The sequence below is a fragment of the Leifsonia sp. YAF41 genome (assembly GCF_052113185.1).
GTDB lineage: Bacteria > Actinomycetota > Actinomycetes > Actinomycetales > Microbacteriaceae > Cryobacterium.
Genome location: NZ_JBFRCS010000006.1, coordinates 172,856 through 192,937 on the forward strand (window position 1 = coordinate 172,856; position 20,082 = coordinate 192,937).

General features: G+C 65.9%; 16 protein-coding genes. 7 read left to right on the forward strand and 9 right to left on the reverse strand.

What is annotated here, in order from left to right; all coding sequences use genetic code 11:
- Positions 1-90 precede the first annotated feature (90 nt).
- Positions 91-2,307: a 1,4-alpha-glucan branching protein GlgB gene (gene glgB / locus AB4Y63_RS07715; RefSeq protein ID WP_441790458.1), complete on the reverse strand. Its 2,217-nt coding sequence runs from the start codon at positions 2,305-2,307 to the stop codon at positions 91-93.
- Positions 2,304-4,394: an alpha-1,4-glucan--maltose-1-phosphate maltosyltransferase gene (locus AB4Y63_RS07720; RefSeq protein WP_441790459.1), complete on the reverse strand. Its 2,091-nt coding sequence runs from the start codon at positions 4,392-4,394 to the stop codon at positions 2,304-2,306. The genes glgB and AB4Y63_RS07720 overlap by 4 nt, the downstream gene beginning before the upstream one ends.
- A 98-nt stretch (positions 4,395-4,492) precedes the next feature.
- Here AB4Y63_RS07720 and glgP point away from each other — a divergent pair, with 98 nt between their 5' ends.
- Positions 4,493-7,090, forward strand: coding sequence for an alpha-glucan family phosphorylase (gene glgP / locus AB4Y63_RS07725; protein ID WP_441790460.1), 2,598 nt, complete (start codon positions 4,493-4,495; stop codon positions 7,088-7,090).
- Positions 7,091-7,102: 12 nt separating this feature from the next.
- On the opposite strand, the gene AB4Y63_RS07730 is transcribed toward glgP, so the two are convergent.
- From AB4Y63_RS07730 to glgX, 3 genes are all read right to left on the reverse strand, one after another.
- Positions 7,103-8,026, reverse strand: coding sequence for a S1C family serine protease (locus AB4Y63_RS07730; RefSeq protein ID WP_441790461.1), 924 nt, complete (start codon positions 8,024-8,026; stop codon positions 7,103-7,105).
- A 75-nt stretch (positions 8,027-8,101) separates the two neighbouring features.
- Complete coding sequence (gene ybaK / locus AB4Y63_RS07735) at positions 8,102-8,599, reverse strand: Cys-tRNA(Pro) deacylase (RefSeq protein WP_441790484.1); 498 nt, start codon at positions 8,597-8,599, stop codon at positions 8,102-8,104.
- Positions 8,586-10,703: a glycogen debranching protein GlgX gene (glgX, locus tag AB4Y63_RS07740; protein ID WP_441790462.1), complete on the reverse strand. Its 2,118-nt coding sequence runs from the start codon at positions 10,701-10,703 to the stop codon at positions 8,586-8,588. The genes ybaK and glgX overlap by 14 nt, the downstream gene beginning before the upstream one ends.
- A 33-nt stretch (positions 10,704-10,736) precedes the next feature.
- Here glgX and AB4Y63_RS07745 point away from each other — a divergent pair, with 33 nt between their 5' ends.
- The 3 genes from AB4Y63_RS07745 (at position 10,737) to AB4Y63_RS07755 (ending at position 14,353) form a co-directional block, all read left to right on the forward strand.
- Positions 10,737-11,924, forward strand: coding sequence for a cysteine desulfurase family protein (locus AB4Y63_RS07745; RefSeq protein WP_441790463.1), 1,188 nt, complete (start codon positions 10,737-10,739; stop codon positions 11,922-11,924).
- 184 nt (positions 11,925-12,108) lie between these two features.
- Positions 12,109-13,275: a tRNA 2-thiouridine(34) synthase MnmA gene (gene mnmA, locus AB4Y63_RS07750; protein WP_441790464.1), complete on the forward strand. Its 1,167-nt coding sequence runs from the start codon at positions 12,109-12,111 to the stop codon at positions 13,273-13,275.
- A gap of 208 nt (positions 13,276-13,483) precedes the next feature.
- On the forward strand, positions 13,484-14,353 hold the full coding sequence (locus AB4Y63_RS07755) for an LLM class F420-dependent oxidoreductase (RefSeq protein ID WP_441790465.1): 870 nt from the start codon (positions 13,484-13,486) through the stop codon (positions 14,351-14,353).
- Between the two features lie 9 nt (positions 14,354-14,362).
- Here the strand turns inward: AB4Y63_RS07755 and AB4Y63_RS07760 are convergent, their stop codons facing one another.
- Positions 14,363-14,773 carry a DM13 domain-containing protein gene (locus tag AB4Y63_RS07760; protein WP_441790466.1) on the reverse strand — a complete coding sequence of 137 codons (411 nt, stop codon included), beginning with the start codon at positions 14,771-14,773 and terminating at the stop codon, positions 14,363-14,365.
- Positions 14,774-15,089: 316 nt separating this feature from the next.
- Between AB4Y63_RS07760 and AB4Y63_RS07765 the strand changes: the two genes are divergently transcribed.
- The gene (locus AB4Y63_RS07765; protein WP_441790467.1) at positions 15,090-15,725 is read left to right on the forward strand and encodes a GNAT family N-acetyltransferase; all 636 of its coding nucleotides are present in this window, start codon (positions 15,090-15,092) and stop codon (positions 15,723-15,725) included.
- 107 nt (positions 15,726-15,832) lie between these two features.
- Here the strand turns inward: AB4Y63_RS07765 and AB4Y63_RS07770 are convergent, their stop codons facing one another.
- Together AB4Y63_RS07770 and AB4Y63_RS07775 are read right to left on the reverse strand one after the other, a co-directional pair.
- Complete coding sequence (locus AB4Y63_RS07770; RefSeq protein WP_441790468.1) at positions 15,833-16,618, reverse strand: nucleotidyltransferase domain-containing protein; 786 nt, start codon at positions 16,616-16,618, stop codon at positions 15,833-15,835.
- 57 nt (positions 16,619-16,675) lie between these two features.
- On the reverse strand, positions 16,676-17,377 hold the full coding sequence (locus AB4Y63_RS07775) for a class I SAM-dependent methyltransferase (protein WP_441790469.1): 702 nt from the start codon (positions 17,375-17,377) through the stop codon (positions 16,676-16,678).
- A gap of 248 nt (positions 17,378-17,625) precedes the next feature.
- On the opposite strand from AB4Y63_RS07775, the gene AB4Y63_RS07780 reads away from it, so the two are divergent.
- Entirely contained in the window at positions 17,626-18,546 is a 921-nt protein-coding gene (locus tag AB4Y63_RS07780) for an alpha/beta fold hydrolase (RefSeq protein WP_441790470.1), read from the forward strand.
- A gap of 34 nt (positions 18,547-18,580) precedes the next feature.
- Here AB4Y63_RS07780 and AB4Y63_RS07785 read toward each other — a convergent pair whose 3' ends face one another.
- Positions 18,581-19,480, reverse strand: a complete 900-nt coding sequence (locus tag AB4Y63_RS07785) for a PhzF family phenazine biosynthesis protein (protein WP_441790471.1) — start codon at positions 19,478-19,480, stop codon at positions 18,581-18,583.
- 332 nt (positions 19,481-19,812) lie between these two features.
- On the opposite strand from AB4Y63_RS07785, the gene AB4Y63_RS07790 reads away from it, so the two are divergent.
- A partial coding sequence (locus tag AB4Y63_RS07790; RefSeq protein ID WP_441790472.1) for a hypothetical protein occupies positions 19,813-20,082 on the forward strand: 270 nt, incomplete at its 3' end.

The window sequence follows — 20,082 nt, forward strand, 5'->3', positions numbered from 1 at the left end:
TCGTGGGAAGCAGGAACGCTTGTGTCCTGCTTCCCACTGAAACTCGAGAGACTTCGCGCTCGCTCGCTCAGCGGGCCCGGCGAGATCCGCTCAGCGAGCGAGACGCAGCCAGAGGCCGCCAAGCGGTGGCAGCGTGAGGGTTGCGGATGCCGGACGCCCGGCCCAGGGGTCGGCAACCGCCGTCACCTGCCCCAGGTTTCCGACCCCCGAGCCGCCGTACACCGCGGCATCCGTGTTGAGGATCTCGCTCCAGGCTCCCGCGAACGGCAGGCCCACCCGGTAGTCGGCGTGCGGGGACCCGGAAAAATTGAAGAGGCAGGCGATCGGGTTGCCCTCGTCGTCCCAACGCAGGAACGACACCACATTGTCTGCCGCTGCGCCGCCGTCGAGCCATTCGAAGCCGGCCGAGTCATTGTCGAGCGCCCAGAGTGCCCGGTTCTCCCGGTAGCTCCGGTTCAACTGGCCGACGAGAGTGAACAACCCGCGGTGGTCTGGCTGATCGAGCATCCACCAGTCGAGGCCGCGCTGCTCGCTCCATTCGGAGCGCTGCCCGAACTCCTGGCCCATGAAGAGGAGCTGCTTGCCGGGGTGCGCCCACATGAACGCGAGATAGGCGCGCACGTTCGCCAACTGCTGCCAGGAGTCACCCGGCATCTTCGAAACGAGTGAACCCTTGCCATGCACGACCTCGTCGTGGCTGATCGGCAACAGAAAGTTCTCGCTGAACGCATAGGCGAACGAGAACGTGATGTCGTTGTGGTGATACGAGCGGTAGAGCGGGTCGACCTGCATGTACTGCAGCGAGTCGTGCATCCAACCCATGTTCCATTTGAGGCCGAAACCAAGGCCTCCGCTCACTGTCGGCGCGGTGACGCCGCCCCAGCTGGTTGATTCCTCCGCGATCAAGACAACGCCGGGATTGCGCTTGTAGGCGGTCGCCGTGACCTCCTGGAGCAGGGTGATCGCCTCGAGGTTCTCGCGCCCACCGAACTGGTTCGGTTCCCACTGGCCGTCTTCGCGTGAGTAGTCGAGGTAGAGCATCGAGGCGACAGCGTCGACCCGGAGTCCGTCGATGTGGAACTCCTCGAGCCAGTAGAGCGCATTGGCGACCAAGAAATTGCGCACTTGCGGCTGGCCGAAGTCGAAGACGTAGGTGCCCCAGTCCATCTGCTCCCCGCGGCGGGGATCGGCATGCTCGTAAAGCGCCTGACCGTCGAACCGGGCGAGGGCGAACTCGTCTTTCGGAAAATGCCCGGGCACCCAGTCCATGATCACGCCGATGCCAGCCTGGTGCAGTCGGTCGATCAGGTAGCGCAGGTCGTCGGGATGCCCGAACCGGCTGGTCGGCGCGTAGTAGCCGGTGACCTGGTAGCCCCACGAGGGGCCATACGGATGTTCGGCAAGGGGCATGAACTCGACATGCGTGTAGGCGAGTTCCTGCAGGTAGCCGATCAGCTCGTCCGCGAGATCGCGATAGCCGAGTCCCGGTCGCCACGAGCCGACGTGCATCTCGTAAACGCTCATCGGCTGGCTGTGCGGATCTGTGCTGCGGCGGGTGGACATCCATTCGTCGTCGGCCCAGTCGTAGTGGCTGGTGCCGATCACCGACGCGGTCTTCGGAGGCAGTTCGGTGTAGCGGGCGAGCGGGTCGGCCTTGGTGACCCAGTGGCCGGCTTGGGTGAGCAACTCGAACTTGTAGGCCGAACCGGGGGTGGCGCCCGGAACGAACAGCTCCCAGACGCCCGTGCTGCCCATATTGCGCAGGGCATGGCCGACACCGTTCCACCCGTTGAAGTCGCTGACGATGCGCACGGCCTTCGCGTGCGGCGCCCAGACGGCGAACGCGGTGCCGCTGGTCTGGCCGAGCACTCCGGCGTGATCCCGGTAGTGGGCGCCGAGCACGGTCCAGAGGTGCTCGTGGCGGCCTTCACCGATCAGGTGCAGGTCGAATTCGCCGAGCGTCGGCAGATAGCGGTACGGGTCATCGACGCGCCAGGCCGGGGCATCCGCGTAGTGGGCCTCGATCTCGTAGTCGAGCAACCCGATCGTGGACACGCCCTGCCAAATGCCGTGGTGCAGATGCGCGAGTTCCACCCGGGCGCCGGTCGAGAGTATCGCGACTACCTCGGTGGCCAGCGGCCGCAGGGCACGGATGATGGTGACCGGGTCACTCACGCCGGGCACGCTCGCCAGATGCTGACCGAGCACCTCGTGCGGGTCATGGTAGCGGCCGGTCGCGACAGCGTTCAGCACCTCTTCGGGGATCTCCGGAAGCTCGAACACCTGGTCGGGGAGACGGCGGCTCATGCGGGGAGTCCCTTTCGCAGCGGGGTGACGTGGAGGATGTGCACGGGTTCGGTGAATGCGTCGAGGCGCACGTAGTTGTCGGCCGACCAGGTCCAGATGCTGCCGGTGACCAGGTCGCGCACCTCGAAGCGGTCGCCGGCCGGAATGCCGAACTGGGTGACGTCGAGGTGCACCACGCTTTCCCGCACCGAATGCGGGTCGACGTTGGCCACGACGATGAGCGCGTCATCCTGGCCGGTCTCGGTGAACTTGCCAGAGAGGTACTTGCTGAAGACCAGAATGGCGCTGTCGTCGCTGTCGTGAATGTGCAGGTTGCGAAGCTGCAGAAGCGCCGGGTGCGTGGCACGGATGCGGTTGAGCTGGGTCAGAAACGGAGCAAGCGATTTGCCGCGTTGCTCGGCGCGGTCGAAGGCGCGCGGCCGGTACTCGTACTTCTCGCTGTCGATATTCTCTTCGGCGCCGGGCCGGGCCACGCTTTCGTACAGCTCGAATCCGGCATAGACGCCCCAGGTGGGCGAGGCGGTCGCGGCGAGCGCCGCCCGTATCTTGAACGCGGCGGGGCCGCCGAACTGCAGGTACTCGGTGAGGATGTCCGGCGTGTTGACAAACAGGTTCGGACGCAGGTAGTCGGCCGTCTCGTGCGCGAGGGAGTCGAAGAACTCAGCAAGCTCGTCCTTCGTGTTGCGCCAGGTGAAATACGTGTACGACTGCGAGAAGCCCACCTTGGCCAAAGCCTGGAGCAAGGCCGGCCGGGTGAACGCCTCGGCCAGAAACACGACATCCGGATTCTCGGCGTTGACCCGGGCAATCAGCCACTCCCAGAAGTCGAGCGGCTTCGTGTGCGGATTGTCGACCCGGAAGATCGTGACGCCCAGGCTGATCCAGTGACGCAGGATGCGAAGGGCCTCCAGACGGATGCCGACCGGGTCGTTGTCGAAGTTGATCGGGTAGATGTCCTGATACTTCTTCGGCGGGTTCTCGGCGAAGGCGATCGTGCCGTCGGGCAACGTCGTGAACCATTCGGGGTGTTCGGCCACCCACGGATGATCGGGTGACGCCTGCAGGGCGAAGTCGAGGGCGATCTCAATGCCGACCTTGCCGGCCGCAGCGACGAAGGCCGAGAAGTCAGCCTCGGTGCCGAGATCGGGGTGGATGGCGTCGTGGCCGCCGTCGGCCGACCCGATCGCCCACGGCGAGCCCGGGTCGTGCTCGCCCGCGGTCAGGGTGTTGTTGGGACCTTTGCGAAATGACTGGCCGATCGGATGGATCGGTGGCAGGTAGACGACGTCGAATCCCATCGCTGCGACCTCGGCCAGGCGCGCGGTCGCCGAGGCGAGCGTGCCGCTCTGCCACGAGCCGTCAGCGCGCTGTACGGCACCCTCTGAGCGCGGAAAGAACTCGTACCAGGCGCCGACACCGGCCCGGGCGCGTTCGACCCGCACGTCCCGTATTTCGGAGAACGTGTCGAGGCGCGTCAGGGGACGCGCGTCGATTGAAGCACGCAGTGCCTCGTCGTCGATGGCCGCCCAGCGTGTCTCGACGGGCAGCGTGGAGTTGGCGAGCAGCGTGGCTGCGGCCGAAAAGCTGCCACGTTCGGCCGTGCTGCGCTCGCGCTGCCCCGCTGCTTCGCGGCAGAGCTCAGCGCCGAGCGTGAACATGAGCTCCACATCGACGCCCGCCGGAATCTTGATGGCCGCATTGTGCAGCCAGGTGGCGAAGAGGTCGCCGTAGCCATGAACGCGATATCGCCAGAGGCCCTGTTCGTTCAGTGGAACGAGCGCCTCGTACCGGTCGGTGCCCGCACCCGCCAGACGCATCGGGTGCTGGGTCTCGGCTCCGCTGGGCGCGGTGAGCACGAGTTCGACGCCGATGGCGTCGTGCCCTTCCCGAAACGCGGTGACGCGAAACGGAACGACCTCGCCCACATATGCCTTCGCGGGCCAGAGGTTGTCGTTCAGCTGGGGGGAGAGATCGAGCAGCGGAATCCTGCCGACGCGGGGCGCGGCATCCTGCTGCTGCGCGGCATCCTGCTGCTGCGCGCTCGGCGCTCGTTCGCTGACGGCTGGTTTTTTCGCTCGCGTGGCCACACGACGACCGTAGCGCGAAACCAGGGAGATCACTCCGAGGCACGTAACGCTTTCAGACACGTAACCTATTCGTCATCCGACGGTCGTAGGGTGGAGCCGTGAAGGCGATTCGCAAGTTTACTGTCCGTGCGGTGCTGCCCCCGGCGCTGACCGCGCTCGAGGAGTTGGCCGGCAATCTGCGTTGGTCGTGGCATGAACCGACCCGGCGGTTGTTTGAACATATTTCTCCGGATGTCTGGCGCGAGGTCGGCCATGACCCGACGGCGCTGCTCGGCGCGGTCGATCCGGCCCGGCTGGACGAGCTCGCCGCTGATGCCGACTATGTGGCCGGGGTCGCTGCGCTCCAAGCCGAGCTGCGTGCCTACCTGGAGCTGCCGCGCTGGTATCAGCAGTTGGAGGGGGAGAAGCCTGCGGCGATCGCCTACTTCTCGCCGGAGTTCGGGATCGCGGCCGCCCTTCCGCAGTATTCGGGCGGTCTCGGCATCCTGGCCGGCGATCATCTGAAGAGCGCCTCCGATCTCGGGGTGCCGTTGATCGGTGTCGGCCTGTTCTACCGGGCCGGCTACTTCAGCCAGGCGATTTCCGCGGATGGCTGGCAGCTGGAAAGCTACCCGCTGCTCGACCCTGACGGTCTGCCGCTCTCGGTGGTGCGTCGTCCCGACGGCTCGGCGGTTCCGGTGACGCTGGCGCTGCCGGACAACCGCACCTTGCACGCCCGGATCTGGCAGGCGCAGGTGGGGCGCATCACCCTGCTGCTGCTCGACACCGACATCCCCGAGAACGACGATGACCTGCGGCAGGTCACCGACCGGCTGTATGGGGGAGGCGGTGAGCACCGGTTGCTGCAGGAGCTGCTGCTCGGAATCGGCGGGGCCCGAGCGGTCAAACGCTGGACGGAGCTCTCCGGGCACCCGGAGCCCGAGGTGTTCCACACCAATGAGGGTCACGCGGGCTTTCTCGGCCTCGAGCGCATCTCGAGCCTGGTCGGAGAGGGACTGAGCTTTCAGGAGGCGCTGCAGGTGGCGCGGGCCGGTACCGTCTTCACCACCCACACGCCGGTTGCGGCCGGAATCGACCGGTTCGAGGCACCGTTGGTGCGCCGTTACTTTGAGACCGATTTGTTGCCGGGTCTGAACGCCGATGACCTGCTCGCACTCGGCGCCGAGACCTCCGACGGTTCGCCCAACGTGTTCAACATGGCCCTGATGGGGTTGCGCCTCGGCCAACATGCCAACGGGGTGTCCCGCCTGCACGGTGAAGTGAGCCGCCGCATGTTCAAGGGGCTCTGGCCGGGCTTCGATGAGACTGAGATTCCCATCGACTCGATCACCAATGGGGTGCATGCTCCCACCTGGACTGACCCGGCGTTGCTCGCTCTCGCCGAAAGCCGGTTGAACACGAGCGACACGTCGACGGCCGACTGGGCCTCCGCGGCCGTCAGCGACCACGACCTCTGGGCGGTGCGGTCGACGATGCGCCGTGCCTTCGTCGACGATGTGCGGCTGCGTCTGGCCGCTGCCTGGCGCGAACAGAACCCTGGCGGGATCGTTCCGAGTTGGGTTTCCCAGGTCTTCGATCCCGAGGTGCTGACGATCGGGTTCGCCCGCCGGGTGCCGACCTACAAACGGCTCACCCTGATGTTGCACGACCCCGAACGGTTGCGCGCGCTGCTCACGCACCCGGAGCATCCGATTCAGATCGTGATCGCCGGCAAGTCGCATCCCGCCGACGATGAGGGAAAGCGACTGATTCAGCGGATCGTGCAGTTCGCCGCCGATCCGGCCGTGCGCGGGAGAATCGCCTTTCTGCCGGACTACAACATCGCGATGGCGCAGTTGATGTACCCGGGCACTGACGTCTGGCTGAACAACCCGCTGCGCCCGCTCGAGGCATGCGGCACGTCGGGGATGAAGGCGGCGCTGAACGGCGCGTTGAACCTGTCGATTCTCGACGGCTGGTGGCCCGAGTACTACGACGGTCAGAACGGTTGGGCGATTCCCTCAGCGGATGCCGCCGGCGACTCGGCCGAACGGGACCGGTTGGAGGCGGAGGCCCTCTACGACTTGATCGAGCATCAGGTGGCGCCGCCGTTCTACGACCGGGGCGCCGATGGGGTCCCGACGCGCTGGGTCGCCGCCATCCGCCACACCCTGGCCGGACTCTCACCCGAGCTGTCCGCCGACCGGATGGTGCGGGAGTACGTCGAGAAACTGTACCGGCCGGCAGCACGGTCGGAAGAGGCGCTGTCGCGTGACGGCTACCGGGCCGCGCGAGAGCTGGCTGCCTGGAAGCAACGCGTGGTCGCAGCCTGGCCCGGTGTGGCGGTCAGTCACGTGGAATCGGGCGGGGTCGCCACGGTTCCGCAGGTGGGCGATGAGCTTCACCTGCGCGCCCACGTGCAGCTGAATGGGTTGCGTTCGACGGATGTCACGGTGCAGGTCGTCTACGGCCGAAGCCAAGTGGGCGACGAGCTGAGCGACACGCACACGGCCGATCTGACGCTGGCGACGGGATCAGACCCGGATGCCGCGCCCGATGCCCGGCCGGATGCGGGGCCGGGCGCCGGGCCAAGCCTGTTCATCGGCACCGTTCTGTTGAACAGCGCCGGAGGCTTCGGCTACACCGTGCGCGTGCTTCCCCGGCACGACCTGCTGGTCAGTCCGGCCGAGATGGGGCTGGTCGCCGTCGCGAGCTGAGCGGGTCGTCTCTCACACCCGGGGGAGTTCTCTCGGCACCGCGATGACGTCGACCAGGGCTCCGTTCCGCCAGACGGTGATTTCGATCGGGCGGTCGATGGCATCCTCGACCATGAGACGTTGCACGGCGGTGGTCGTGACGATGCGTTTGCGATCGAGTTCGACCACGATGTCACCCGGATGGATGCCGGCGGCCTCCGCCGGGCTGTGCTCCGACACTCCGGCGACCTGGAGACCGGTCGGCGAGCCGATGCGGGCTGCCAGCTCAGGGCTAAGCACGATCTCGATGCCCGCGATGCCGAGCCACGCGCGGCGCACCCGGCCATATGTCATGAGGGTGTCGATGATTCCCTTCGTCGTGGAGTTGATCGGAACGGCGAGTCCGACACCGACTCCGGCGACCGCCGTGTTGACGCCGATCATCCGTCCGGTGCCGTCGGCCAGCACCCCACCGCTGTTGCCGGGATTCAGCGAAGCGTCTGTCTGGATGACCTCGTCGATCACCCGGCCGGATGCGGTCGGGAGCGACCGGCCGAGTGCGGAAACGATACCGGCCGTCACACTGCCGGCGAGCCCCGAGGGATTGCCGAGTGCGACAACGAGTTGGCCGACCCGGAGTGTGGCGGCGTCTCCCAGCTCGACGGGCGGCGGACAGCCGCCGCGGGCCAGCAGAACGGCGAGATCTGACAGTGTGTCGCGGCCCACGACGTCGGCGTCGCGTTGTGTTCCGTCGGCAAATGCGACAGTCGCCTGCTGGGCGCCGGCGACGACGTGCGCGCTGGTGAGCAGAAATCCGTCGGGGGTGATCACGCTCGCGCTCCCGGCCCCGACTCCGCGGGCGCTGCGTACAGTGAGGCTCGCAACACTGGGCAGCACCAGCTCCGTCACGCGCACGACGGTGCGCGAGTAGGCATCCAACGCGTCCTCTTCGGCCATGCTCCAATTCTCGTCACGTTGGGGAGGAATGCGCCCCGCGTTCGCCCGCAGCAGAGCCGGGGGCAACCAATCGGTCTAGCGTGCGATCGCCGCGAAGGTGCCGTTCGTCGCCAGGGCCAAATCCGCCGGGGTCAGCTCGATGTCGAAACCGCGTCGTCCGCCCGATACGAACACGGTCTCCGACAGCTCGGCGGTCTCATCGATGACGGTGCGCAGCGGGGTTTTCTGACCGATCGGACTGATCCCGCCGACGACATAACCGGTCTTGCGTTCGGCGAGCTTCGGATCGGCCATGACGGCCTTCTTCGCTCCGACGGCGTGCGCCAAGGCCTTGAGATCCAGAAGACCGGTCACGGGAACGACGCCGACGACAAGTATCCCGTCAGCATCGGCCAGGAGTGTCTTGAATACCCGGTCGGGATCGAGTCCGAGCTTTTCGGCGGCCTCGAGGCCGAAGTTCGTCGCCGCCGCGTCGTGTTCGTACAGGTGGGGGACGAAGCTCACACCGGCCCGGGTCAGTGCGACGGTAGCGGGGGTGCCGGCGCCTCCAGGCGTGTGCTTAGCCACGGGCATCCTCAGCGGCAGGGGCATCCTCGTTCGCTCTGAACAGTTGCATCGAGGTGCCGGCCACGGTCAGCGTCTCGCCGGGCGCGAATACCCGGAGGGACGCAGTGGACGCAGCAGTGGACACCGCGTCGACGCTGTCGTGGTTCGAATCCCAGAGCAGGGTGTACGACGACACGCCCTCGTGCGTCGGGAGGGTGACGACGATGTCCGTTTCGAGCGAGTGCACGACAAGCAGCACCCGGTTGAACACTTCGTGTTCGGGGGTGCTGGCGACCAGGTACTGCAGAGTGCGCTGGCTGGGGGAGTTCCAATCATCTTCCGACATCGACCCGCCGTCGGCGTCGTACCAGTCCATCTGGCTGGCGCTCGGCACACTCTCACCGAGCCGGCCGTAGCGTGACGGGCGCAACGCCGGGTTCTCGCGGCGCAGCTGGAGCAGACGCCGGGTGACGCGGTGCAGATCCTGTTGCCAGTCGGCCCGGTTCCAGCTCAGCCAGGTGAGCTCGCTGTCATGGCAGTACGCGTTGTTGTTGCCGCGCTGACTGCGACCGAACTCATCGCCGGCCGTGAGCATCGGCACCCCGGCCGAGAGCAGCAGCGTGCCGAGGAGGTTGCGCATGGCCTTCCGGCGGGTGGCCAGGATGACCGGATCTTCGGTCGGGCCCTCGACGCCATGGTTGAACGAGTTGTTGCTGTCGGTGCCGTCACGATTCGACTCCCCGTTGCCCACATTGTGCTTGACGTTGTAGCTGGTCAAATCGGCGAGGGTGAAGCCATCGTGGGCGGTGATGAAATTGAGGGAGGCCAGCGGCCCCCGCTCGAGCGCAAAGGTGTTCGAGGAACCGGCCAGCCGGGTGGCGAATCGGCCGATACCGCTCCCGGCCGACCCGGTCGCCCGGGCAGACGCGATGTCCCGCAGCCAGAAGTCGCGCATCCGGTCGCGGTACCGGTCGTTCCACTCGGTCCAGCCATGCGGGAAGTTGCCGGTCTGCCAGCCGCCGGGACCGACATCCCACGGTTCGGCGATCAGCTTCACACCGGCCAGGGCCGGGTCATCCCGGATGGCGGTGAGCAGCGGATGCTGCGGGTCGTAACTGCCGCCGCCGGCATCATCGAGGGAGTCGCGCCCGAGGGTGGTGGCGAGATCGAATCGGAAGCCGTCGATCTGCACGTCGTTCGCCCAGTAGCGCAGGGAGTCGAGCACCAGGCGCTGGGGGATGGCATGACCGAAGTCGACCGTGTTTCCGCACCCGGTTACATCCTGGTACGCCCCGGTGTCGTCTTGGCGGTAGTACGCCGAATTGTCGATTCCGCGCAGGCTGGACACAGGGCCGCCGAGGCCCTCCTCCGAGGTGTGGTTGTAGACCACGTCGAGGATGACCTCGAGGCCGGCCTCATGCAGCAGCTTGACCATGCCCTTGAATTCGCGCAGCACTGCCTCCGGCCCCTCGGCCTGCGCTGCCGCCGTGGCGTAGGGCGCGTGAGGGGTGAAGAAGTTGAAGGTGTTGTAGCCCCAGTAGTTGAGGAGACCCTGCTTGGTCAGGCGCTGCTCTGGCACGAACGTCTGCACGGGCAGCAACTCGATCGACGTGACGCCGAGGTCTTTCAGGTAGGCGATGGTTGCCTCGTGGGCGAGGCCGGCATAGGTGCCGCGCAATTCGGCCGGAATGGCGGGATTGAGCTTGCTGATCCCGCGCACGTGCGCCTCGTAGACCACCGTGTGGTCGAGAGGGACGCGGGGCTTGGCGACATCGGCCCAGTCGAACCCGCCGTCGACCACGACGGAGAGCCGTCGGCCGGCGGCCATCCGCGCCACCCCACGGGAGTAGGGATCGACGAGCACGAGCTCGGGATGAAAAGCATGCCGGGGTCCGGTTGGCCCGGATACCCGGATACCGTAGCGCCGGCCAGGGGACAGAGTGCGTGTCTTCGCCAACCAGACGTTGTGCGCATCCCTCGTCATGGGAACCGTCTTCACGATCCACTGGGGGTCGGTGTCATCGAAGATGCACAGTTCCATCGCGTCGGCGCTCTCGGACCAGACCCGGAGCTCACCACCGGAGGGGGTCAGACGCACTCCGAGGTTGCGCAGGGAATCGGCCGCACTCATGCGTTCTAGAGTAATCAGTGTGAGAGGTGTGAAATGACCGTCTATCTAGACCACGCGGCGACGACACCGATCCTCCCCGCGGCGATTGCCGCGTATGCGGAGGCGATGACTGTCGTCGGAAACCCGGCGTCGATCCACAGCCAGGGGCAGAACGCCAAACGGATGCTCGAAGAGGCACGGGAGCACGTGGCCGTCAGTGTCGGCTGTGACCCCATCGAAGTGGTGTTCACCGCCGGGGGGACGGAAGCCATCAACCTGGGGATCAAGGGGCTCTACTGGGCCCGCGCACCTCGCACTCGTATTCTCGTGCCGGGTGGCGAACATCACGCCACGCTCGACACGGTCGAATGGCTGGCTGCGCAGGAGGGCGCCACCGTCGAGTGGATTCCCCTCGACACACTCGGACGCATCGATCTGACAGCACTCGAGCAGGCGATTGCCAGAAACCCGGGAGACGTCGCACTCGTCACCCTGTTGATGGCCAACAACGAGGTGGGAACCGTGCAGCCGATTGCCGAGGTGGCGGCGCTCGCCGCGGCCCACGGCATTCCAGTGCACGTCGACGCCGTGTCGGCCTACGGTCATCTCCCGATTGATTTTGCGGCGCTCGCCGCGGTTGGAGTGTCGGCGCTCAGCGTGTCAGCACACAAGATCGGCGGACCGGTCGGGATCGGCGCATTGATTCTCGCCCGTCGGGCCACGGTGGTTCCGCTCATTCACGGCGGAGGACAGCAACGGCAGGTGCGGAGCGGCACCCAGGATGTCGCGGCCGCCGTCTCATTCGCGGTCGCAGCGGTGGCGGCGACAGCGGAGCTCCCGGCCGAACAGCTGCGACTCGCTGGATTGCGGGAACGGCTGGTCTCCGGGGTGTTGGCGACGATACCGGGGGCCGTGTCAAACGGCGACCCCGAGCCATCCGGCCGGATCGCCGGCAACGCCCACTTCACCTTCACCGGTTGCGAGGGCGACTCGCTACTGTTTCTGCTCGACGCGGCAGGGGTCTCGGTGTCGACCGGGTCGGCCTGTCAGGCGGGCATTCCCGAGCCGTCGCATGTGCTGCGGGCGATGGGACGCAGCGAGATCGAGGCCAGGGGAGCTCTACGGATCACTCTCGGCCGCACCTCGACCGAGGCCGATGTCGACGCGTTCCTTGCCGCTCTGCCGGCTGCGTACGCGCAGGCCTCCCGGGCCGGCTTGGCCGACCGCACGCCGACCTTCTGAGCCCGGGCGGGGCGATGCGGGCCGGTGTGTGCCGAGCTTGAGTGTTCCGGTCGAGTTTGAGCGGCAGAACACGCAAACTCGACCGCACGTCACAAACTCGGCGGGGAGCCCGGGCGGGGCACGCGCTCTGGAGCACGGGCCAGCGGGCGGCGCGTACACTTAACCGGTGAAGGTTTTAGCAGCAATGAGTGGTGGGGTCGACTCCGCCGTCGCCGCAGCCCGCGCCGTCGAGGCGGGGCACGAGGTCGTCGGCGTGCATCTGGCGCTCAGTCGAATGCCAGGGACGCTCCGCACCGGCAGCCGCGGCTGCTGCACCATTGAAGACTCGATGGATGCGCAGCGGGCCGCGAACATCATCGGCATTCCGTACTACGTCTGGGACTTCTCCGAGCGGTTCAAGCTCGACGTCGTCGACGATTTCATCGCCGAGTACACCGCCGGCCGCACCCCGAACCCCTGCATGCGCTGCAACGAGCGCATCAAGTTCGCCGCGCTGCTCGAGAAGGCGCTCGCCCTCGGCTTCGATGCCGTCGCGACCGGGCACTATGCCACCATCGTCACCGACGCGAACGGCAACAACGAACTCCACCGGGCCGCGGCCTGGGCGAAAGACCAGTCCTACGTGCTGGGCGTGCTCACCGCCGAGCAGCTCGCGCACTCGATGTTCCCGCTCGGTGCTACGCCGTCGAAGGCCGAAGTGCGGGCCGAAGCCGCCGAGCGCGGCTTCTCGGTCGCGAACAAGCCGGACTCCCACGACATTTGTTTCATTCCGGATGGCGACACCCGCGGTTGGCTCGCCGAGCGTGTCGGTGCCGAGCAGGGTGCGGTGCTCGACCGCAACGGCGAGGTGATCGGCAAGCACGAGGGTGCCCACGCGTTCACGGTCGGCCAGCGCAAGGGCATCAGCGTCGGATTCCCCACCAACGATGGCAAGCCGCGCTTCGTGCTCGAAGTGCGCCCGAAGACCAACGAGGTCATCGTCGGACCGCGTGAAGCACTCGACATCGCCGAGATCGCCGGCACCAAGTTCACCTGGGCCGGGCTCGCTCCGGAACATCCAGAGGTCGCCTTCGACTGCGAGGTGCAGATTCGTGCGCACGCCGACCCGGTGCCCGCTGTAGCCCAGGTCGTCCCTTCGACAGGCTCAGGACAACGCTCGACGACGGAGACCACCGGTGTCGAGGGAACTCTGGAGCTGAAGATCACTCCGACCGACCCGTTGAACGGTGTCGCGCCGGGCCAGACCGCAGTCGTCTACGTCGGAACGCGCGTGCTCGGTCAGTGCACGATCGACCGCACGGTGTCGGCGTTGCCGCTCGACTTGCAGCCGGTCGCAGCGCAGACCGCGTAGTCCGACCCGTTCAAATCTGCCGCGGATTCCTGGTCGGAATCCGCAAGCCGATCGGGGACCCGAGGCCGCAGGTCTCAGATGGCACACTTATGTCCAGCTGTGGCCCTGTGCATCCGCTGGGGAACGCCGCTCTGCCTCAGGGCTGAACCTCCGCGTCCCGTTCTCGTGGGCACGTGCGCAATCACAGGTCGAGGTTTAGCCTGTGGTCATGAAACTGGCCATTCATTTTCCGAACTTTTCTTATCCCGGCGCGCCCGGCACGCTGTCGAAACTGATCGGGGCAACGGCCCGCGCGGCCGATGACGGCGGCTGTACCACGATGACCCTGATGGATCACTGGTTTCAGATGGAGCGGCGGGCCCCGGCGACTGAGCCGATGCTCGAGGGATACACGACGCTCGGGTTTCTGGCCGGGCAGACGAAACGCCTCACACTCGGCCTGCTGGTGACCGGCGTCACCTATCGGCATCCAGGCCTTCTCGCGAAAATCGTCGCAACGCTTGACGTGCTCTCGGAGGGCCGCGCGTTCCTCGGAATTGGCGCCGCCTGGTATGAACGCGAGCATCTCGCACTCGGAGTTGCCTTCCCGTCGCTGACCGAGCGTTTCGGCCGGCTCGAGGAGGCGATTCAGATCTGCGAGCAGATGTGGAGCGACAATGACGGCCCCTACGACGGGCGCTATTACCACCTGGCCGAGACGATCTGCAGCCCTCGTCCCCTTCAATCGCCCCGTCCGCCGATCATGATCGGCGGCTCCGGTGAGCAGAAAACGCTGCGGCTGGTTGCCCAGTATGCGGATGCCTGCAATCTGTTCGATCTCGGCCTCGACGGTGTGATGCACAAGCTTGAAGTTCTCGATCGGCACTGCGCAGACCTGGGCCGCGACCCTGCGGAGATTTCGCGCACGATGCTGTCGTTCTTTGATCCGCTGTCCGACGTCGACGGATTCCTGACGTTGATGGAGGCCTATTCGGCGGCGGGAATCAGCCAGGTCTGGCTGTCACCGCGCGGCGACGATCCGGCCGGCTACGTTGCGCGGGTCTCCGAGTTGGTGCTTCCGCGTTTGTCGGAGATCTGAGGGTTCTCGCTACCCGAGCGGAGCCGACCCGAAATGGTAAAAATCAGGAGCGGTGAAGTCGAAAACTGTGACGCTATGGATCTCGGGCATCCCGTAGCTACCCGGGATTTCGAACTGCTGGCTGCCGGACGGTCCGATGTTGGCCGCGATATCGTAGCCAGCGCCACTTTCAGCTGACCATGCGCCATCAGCGTTCTTCACCAGCGCACCTTCATTGAGGTACAGCCGGAGGTTCGGCGAGGATCCGGTGCTGAAGTTGGTGAGAGTCGCCCACACTGTGCCATCACTACGACGCGCAATCTCGACTTCTCCGGCCGTCTCCGTCCGTTGGCTGACGAATTCTCCATGCAGGGGGAGTTGCTGCTCAAACGCGCTCAAATCGGCCGGAGCGCCGGTGTCGGCATCCGTCGTGGATGGCATTGAGGGAGCCGACGGTAATGTTCGTGTCCGGTGCTCACTGCTTGTGTCGGAGAGCGCGGTGCAACCGCTGACCGAAGCTCCCAGGGCGCCAGCGAGCAGCAACGCTGAAATCGGTCGCAGGTCGAGTCTCATGTGCTGAACCTACAGGTCGGCCTGTCATTCACGATGGAACTTTCCGGGAAAGCGTCCGCGTCGGAAGGTCCATCCGGGTAGTTGAAGAGCCTCATCGAGGTTAGTCACTGGTTGCCCAAGGGCGAGCCGTCCTCGGGGGCGAAGCTGACACACCTAGGTTGGTCTCATGTCTGAATCACTTGACGTGCTGTGGCCACCGTTTGGACTGAAGATCACGAGTGGACCACTTGCTCTTTCCCCTGTTTGCGACGCCGACTTCCCCGAACTTGTAGCCCTTGCTCAGGCCGGCATCCATGCGCCGGATGAGATGCCGTTCTATTTTCCGTGGACCGCGGGCACCGCGCACGAGGTCCAGATGCGTCTCATGCAGTACCACTGGGCACAGCGGGCCGCGATGTCGCCGGCGTCGTGGTCGCTGGAGACCGCGGTTCGCTTCGACGGTGAACTCGTCGGGTGCCAGAGCATCTCCACCAAGGACTACCTCGTCACGAAGACGGGGGAGACGGGTTCCTGGCTCGGCATGAAGTACCACGGCCGCGGTATCGGCACGGCGATGCGCCAGACGATGTGTGCCTTCATGTTCGATCACCTGGACGCCGAGGAATTGAGCTCAGGCGCATTCGCAGATAATCCCGCGTCGCTCGCAGTGTCGCGAAAAGTCGGATATCGGGAAAACGGGGTCTTCCGTCTCAAACGGCGCGACGGCGAGATGGCCGTGAATCAAAAATTGGTTCTCACGTCCGAAACGCTCAACCGGCCCAAGGACGACCTGAAAGTCGAAGGGGTGCCTCAGTTGCGGGCCTTCCTCGGTCTGACGTGAGGGTCGACCCGTTCCGCAGCTCGATGTCGTGAACGGCAACGACGGGATCACATCCAGACAGATGCCGAATCGTGCGGATTTCGACCTGCAGCTTCGTCACTACTGACTCACGACTGGGGCTGGTCGAGACCGATTCCTTCGCTGGCGAAGGCATCCTCAATGATCCGGCTGGCCCGCACTGCTCCCGTCTCGAGGGTGCAGGCATCCGCCGTGAAATTGGCGACGATCTCGTTCAACTCGGTGAGACCTGAACGGATGAGGAGCTGCTTCTCGTTGGTGATCCACTCGCCGCGATGAGCCAGGATGGCGTGACCGGCCCGGCATCCCGCTTCGCTGATCAGGCCGGCGCACTGGGCGATGCGGCCGTGCGGCGCGTGGCCGGCCAGCGCGTAGTGGAGTGTCATCCTCGCGCCGGGCAGCCAATACTCGGGAGCGGTGCGGCGCAGAGCGTCGGGATACGCCGGTCGGGGGAGAACCCCACGGAGTGTGCGGTTCATCGCAAGTTCCGCGAGAAGAAGGTAGCTGGGGATGCCGGCCTGATGAAAGAGCAGCGGTTCAACACTGAATTCACCGCGCTCGGCCGCGTCCTGGATCGCAACGATGGTATCCAGATCGCGATAGTGGATGTCGATCTGTCGCCCGTGCACCGTGAACGCGCCACCGCCGTTGAACAGTGGTCCCCACCCACCGAGGTCAGTGGTCTGACCTGACCAACCCAGCGCGCGAACGTGATCCGGTTCGAACGTTCCTCGGTAGTAAATCGAGAAGTCCCAATCGCTATCCGGTCGGCTCGTGCCCTGTGCGCGGGAACCGCCCAACGCCACTCCGATCGCGCCAGGCAGTTGTGCCAGCGAGCTCGCAACATCGTTCAGGAATGCATCATCGGCGGCCATCCGATGAGACTAACGCAGGGTTTCGCCGGCGCCGGCGTCAGCGCCGGCGTTGCGGAGTCAGGCGAGTCGGCGCGCTCTCACGACGATATCCTCCGTGTGCAGGGCGCCGGCACCGGTGGCCACGTGGCGAGGCCGGGTCTCGTCAACCTCGATCTGCCAGTTGTCGTCGAGCAGAGCAGCGACCTGGGCGGGGCTTACGTAGTCGTCGGGATCAAAACCGTGGGCCTTGGCTTGCTCAGCGCTTGGAGCGGGGTGGTGCACGATGAGCAGCATCCCGCCTGGCGCAACCGCGGCGATGAGCGCGCGCTCCGCACGGTTGTCAGTGGTGCGCAGCAGCGCAGGATACTGCGCGGAAACGAGGTCGAAGGTGGCGTGAGGCAACGGGGCCTCGACGAGGCCTGCGTGCATCCAGCGCACCTCGACTCCACGCCGTTCGGCCTCGCCGGTAGCCCGGTCAAGCGCCACCTGCGAGACATCCAGAGCGGTCACTGCCCAGCCCTGTTCTGCCAGCCAGAGCGCGTCTGCCCCCTCGCCGCAGCCGACATCCAGGGCGCGCCCCGGTCGAAGATCCTGCGTCTCGGCGATGAGTGCAGCGTTGGGCCTGCCGCTCCAGAGGAGTTCATTTTCGGCGTAGCGCTGATCCCAGAATTCCTCAATCGCGTCCGGATCCCGAGGTGCACGAGCACCGCTTCCTGTGGCCGCGCCATGTCGTGTCTCGGCAGTGTGGAAATCAGAGGGGATGTCGTCAGAGCTAGGCATGCCTCGAGAATGCCTTCTCGGTCGACGACCCGCCAAACGCTGTTGCCAAACCGGCAACGTGAGCTGTGGCGGGCACTCGTCTTTCTCTGTCTGCCTGCGCTTCGGGGAGAGTATTGACTTCCCCCGAGACGAGTGCGAGGTTCATGGTGTGGGTCGACTCGGGGCGCACTCCTTGAGCGAGTGACGACGGTCGGAGTTGCTTGTTGCTTGTTGCTCTATGCAGAGAACGGCAGGAAGGGGAGTGCGCGATGTCGGCACGATCAAAGGCAGAAGCGGGTTCGCGGCATCAGACGCGCATGACTCCCAAGCACCCGGCGTCGGCATTGGCCGAACGCTGGACGACGATTGACGGCACCGACATCTTCTACCGGGAATCACCGTCACCGCCGGATGCCCCGGCCATGATGCATCTGCACGGGTTCGGTCTCTCCGGGCGCTATCTTCTGCCAACCGCCGAGTTGCTCGCCGATGAGTTCCACACTCTCGTTCCCGATCTCCCGGGTTTCGGTCGTAGCGGAAAACCCGCTGAGCCCCTGGACGTGCCCGACCTCGCGCACGCCGCGGCGCGGTTCCTCGACGATCGCGGCATCAAGTCGGCCACTCTCGTCGGCAACTCAATGGGTTGCCCGATCATCTGCGAGTTCGCCTACAACCACCCGGATCGTATCGACCGCGCTGTGCTTGTCTCGCCGGCCGGCGGTTTGCACAACCAGCCGCTGCGCCGGGCCATCGGGCAACTTGCGCGTGACGGCGGACGTGAACCGCCCAGCATGCTCAAGGTGGCGACCCCCGACTATCTGCGCTTCGGCGTTCCGAGCACGGTCAAGATGTTCCGGGCGCTCACCCGTTACCCGTCACTTCAGAGGTTGCTCGCCTTGCAGATTCCCACTCTCGTTGTCATCGRGAGCAGGGACCCGTTGATGCCAAGCCCCGCTCGCATTCGGGAGGTCGCCGGTCAGAGCGACAACCACGTGCTCGTTGTGCTGATCACGGGTGCGGCGCATGCGATTAACTTCAGCCATCCCGGCGAACTCGCCCACGTCATCCGCTCGTTCATGGCCGACCAGCCGATCGTCGACGACCCGAATTCTCCGGGTACCGCCCGCAGTATTGAAATCCACCGGGGCACACAGCATCCGCCCATGAAGGAGCGCCCCAGCGATCCCTGATCGCGGTACTCCCCTCGGTGCGCCTACTGGCTCGCTACTCGCTTAGTGAGATGGGGATAGCGGTACCGCTGACGACAATGCCGCCCTCCGCCGGAATGTCGACCGTGAGTAAACTCGGCCGGCCGACGTGCCGGCCTTGGCGGATGCGGATGCGGGTCGGCGCCGCGACCAGGCTGGTTTCTCGCAGATAGCCGCCGAGTGACGCGGCCGCCGAACCGGTCGCCGGATCTTCAGTGATCGCCCCGACCGGAAAGACGTTTCTCGCTTCAAACTCGTGCTCCGCCTCGGCATGCAGCACGCTGATTGTGCCGGCCCAGCCCTCGGCATCCATCATCTGTCGGGCGTCTGCTGGATTGAATGTCAGGGCGTCGAAGGTGGCCAGGTCGCGCACGAAGACCAACGGATGCCAGTTGCCAGCGTAGGCGACCAGCAACGGGAAGCGTTCGTCGAGATCGGAATCGGCGAGGCCGAGCAGCCGCAGCAGCGCAGACCGCACCATGGGATCGAGCGGCCTCAGCTTGGGAGCGACGCTGGTGAACGCGGCCATGATGCGTCCCTCCTCAGTCGAGGTCTGAATCACGACGGCACCGATCGGGGTGTCAAAGGTGAATCGGCCGATACCCATCCGCTCGGCCAGGGCGACCGCCGTCGCGATCGTCGCGTGTCCGCAGAACGGAACCTCGGCGCCGGGGGAGAAGTAACGGATGCTCCGGCGCAACTCGTCCGTCGAATCKGACGACCCGGCAGCGTCGGTGAGGAACGCTGTCTCCGAGTAGCCGATGGCGGCGGCGATGCGTTGCATCTCCACCTCGGTGAGGGCTGAGGCATCGAGCACGACGCCGGCCGGGTTTCCGGTGGCGGTGGTCGCGAGGGACGTTTGAGTCGCTGGGAACGCGGCATAGCGCAGGACGAGGGGTGCGGCAGGAGAAGTCACGATGTCAAGCCTGCAGCGGCCCGTCACCGGTGGCAAGTGACCAATTCTCTCTGGGTGGCTGGGTGGCTGGGTGGCTGGGTGGCCGGGTACCTCGAACTGGCTACGGACGCGAGCGCGCCGACAGACCCGAACCGACTTCGATCGTCTCGATCGTCTCGAGTGTCTCGAGTGTCTCGAGTGTCTCGGGCGTCTCGGTGGTCGAGCTTGTCGAGACCCCGCGAACCCGCCTCGAATCCGGCCCTGCGCGTCAGAAGCATCTCGTCCGAACCCGCGTTGTCAACCCCTCGGCTGGTTGCGGTGGGAGTGTCGGTGGTGCCCGGTTGACTGGGGTTATGGATCAGCTGGAGCTGTTGCACGACGGGGTCGAAGACTTCGGGGTGTTCTCCGACCGTGACCCGCTGGAGTGTCGCTTCGGGATGTCTCCGGCCGCGTTCCCGGGGTTCGTCGACGCGCTGCTGCCCGACGATCCGGGCGAGGGCGAACGGCGGGAGTCCGGGTACACGGCCCGGTTGAATGAGTACCTCGATGTGGTTGTGGCCGAGGAGAAGCAGCTGGCGGTGCATTCCGCCCGCCGCGCCCGCGCCGTCGACGAGGCCCGGAGG

What these genes read in the sequence shown, in the direction of transcription:
- mnmA (WP_441790464.1), top strand. Translation starts at nt 12,109, where the DNA reads ATGAGTGGTGGGGTCGACTCCGCCGTCGCCGCAGCCCGCGCCGTCGAG.
- AB4Y63_RS07770 (WP_441790468.1), bottom strand. Translation starts at nt 16,618, where the DNA reads ATGGCCGCCGATGATGCATTCCTGAACGATGTTGCGAGCTCGCTGGCA.
- AB4Y63_RS07755 (WP_441790465.1), top strand. Translation starts at nt 13,484, where the DNA reads ATGAAACTGGCCATTCATTTTCCGAACTTTTCTTATCCCGGCGCGCCC.
- ybaK (WP_441790484.1), bottom strand. Translation starts at nt 8,599, where the DNA reads ATGCCCGTGGCTAAGCACACGCCTGGAGGCGCCGGCACCCCCGCTACC.
- glgX (WP_441790462.1), bottom strand. Translation starts at nt 10,703, where the DNA reads ATGAGTGCGGCCGATTCCCTGCGCAACCTCGGAGTGCGTCTGACCCCC.
- glgB (WP_441790458.1), bottom strand. Translation starts at nt 2,307, where the DNA reads ATGAGCCGCCGTCTCCCCGACCAGGTGTTCGAGCTTCCGGAGATCCCC.
- AB4Y63_RS07760 (WP_441790466.1), bottom strand. Translation starts at nt 14,773, where the DNA reads ATGCCATCCACGACGGATGCCGACACCGGCGCTCCGGCCGATTTGAGC.
- AB4Y63_RS07775 (WP_441790469.1), bottom strand. Translation starts at nt 17,377, where the DNA reads ATGCCTAGCTCTGACGACATCCCCTCTGATTTCCACACTGCCGAGACA.
- AB4Y63_RS07745 (WP_441790463.1), top strand. Translation starts at nt 10,737, where the DNA reads ATGACCGTCTATCTAGACCACGCGGCGACGACACCGATCCTCCCCGCG.
- AB4Y63_RS07730 (WP_441790461.1), bottom strand. Translation starts at nt 8,026, where the DNA reads ATGGCCGAAGAGGACGCGTTGGATGCCTACTCGCGCACCGTCGTGCGC.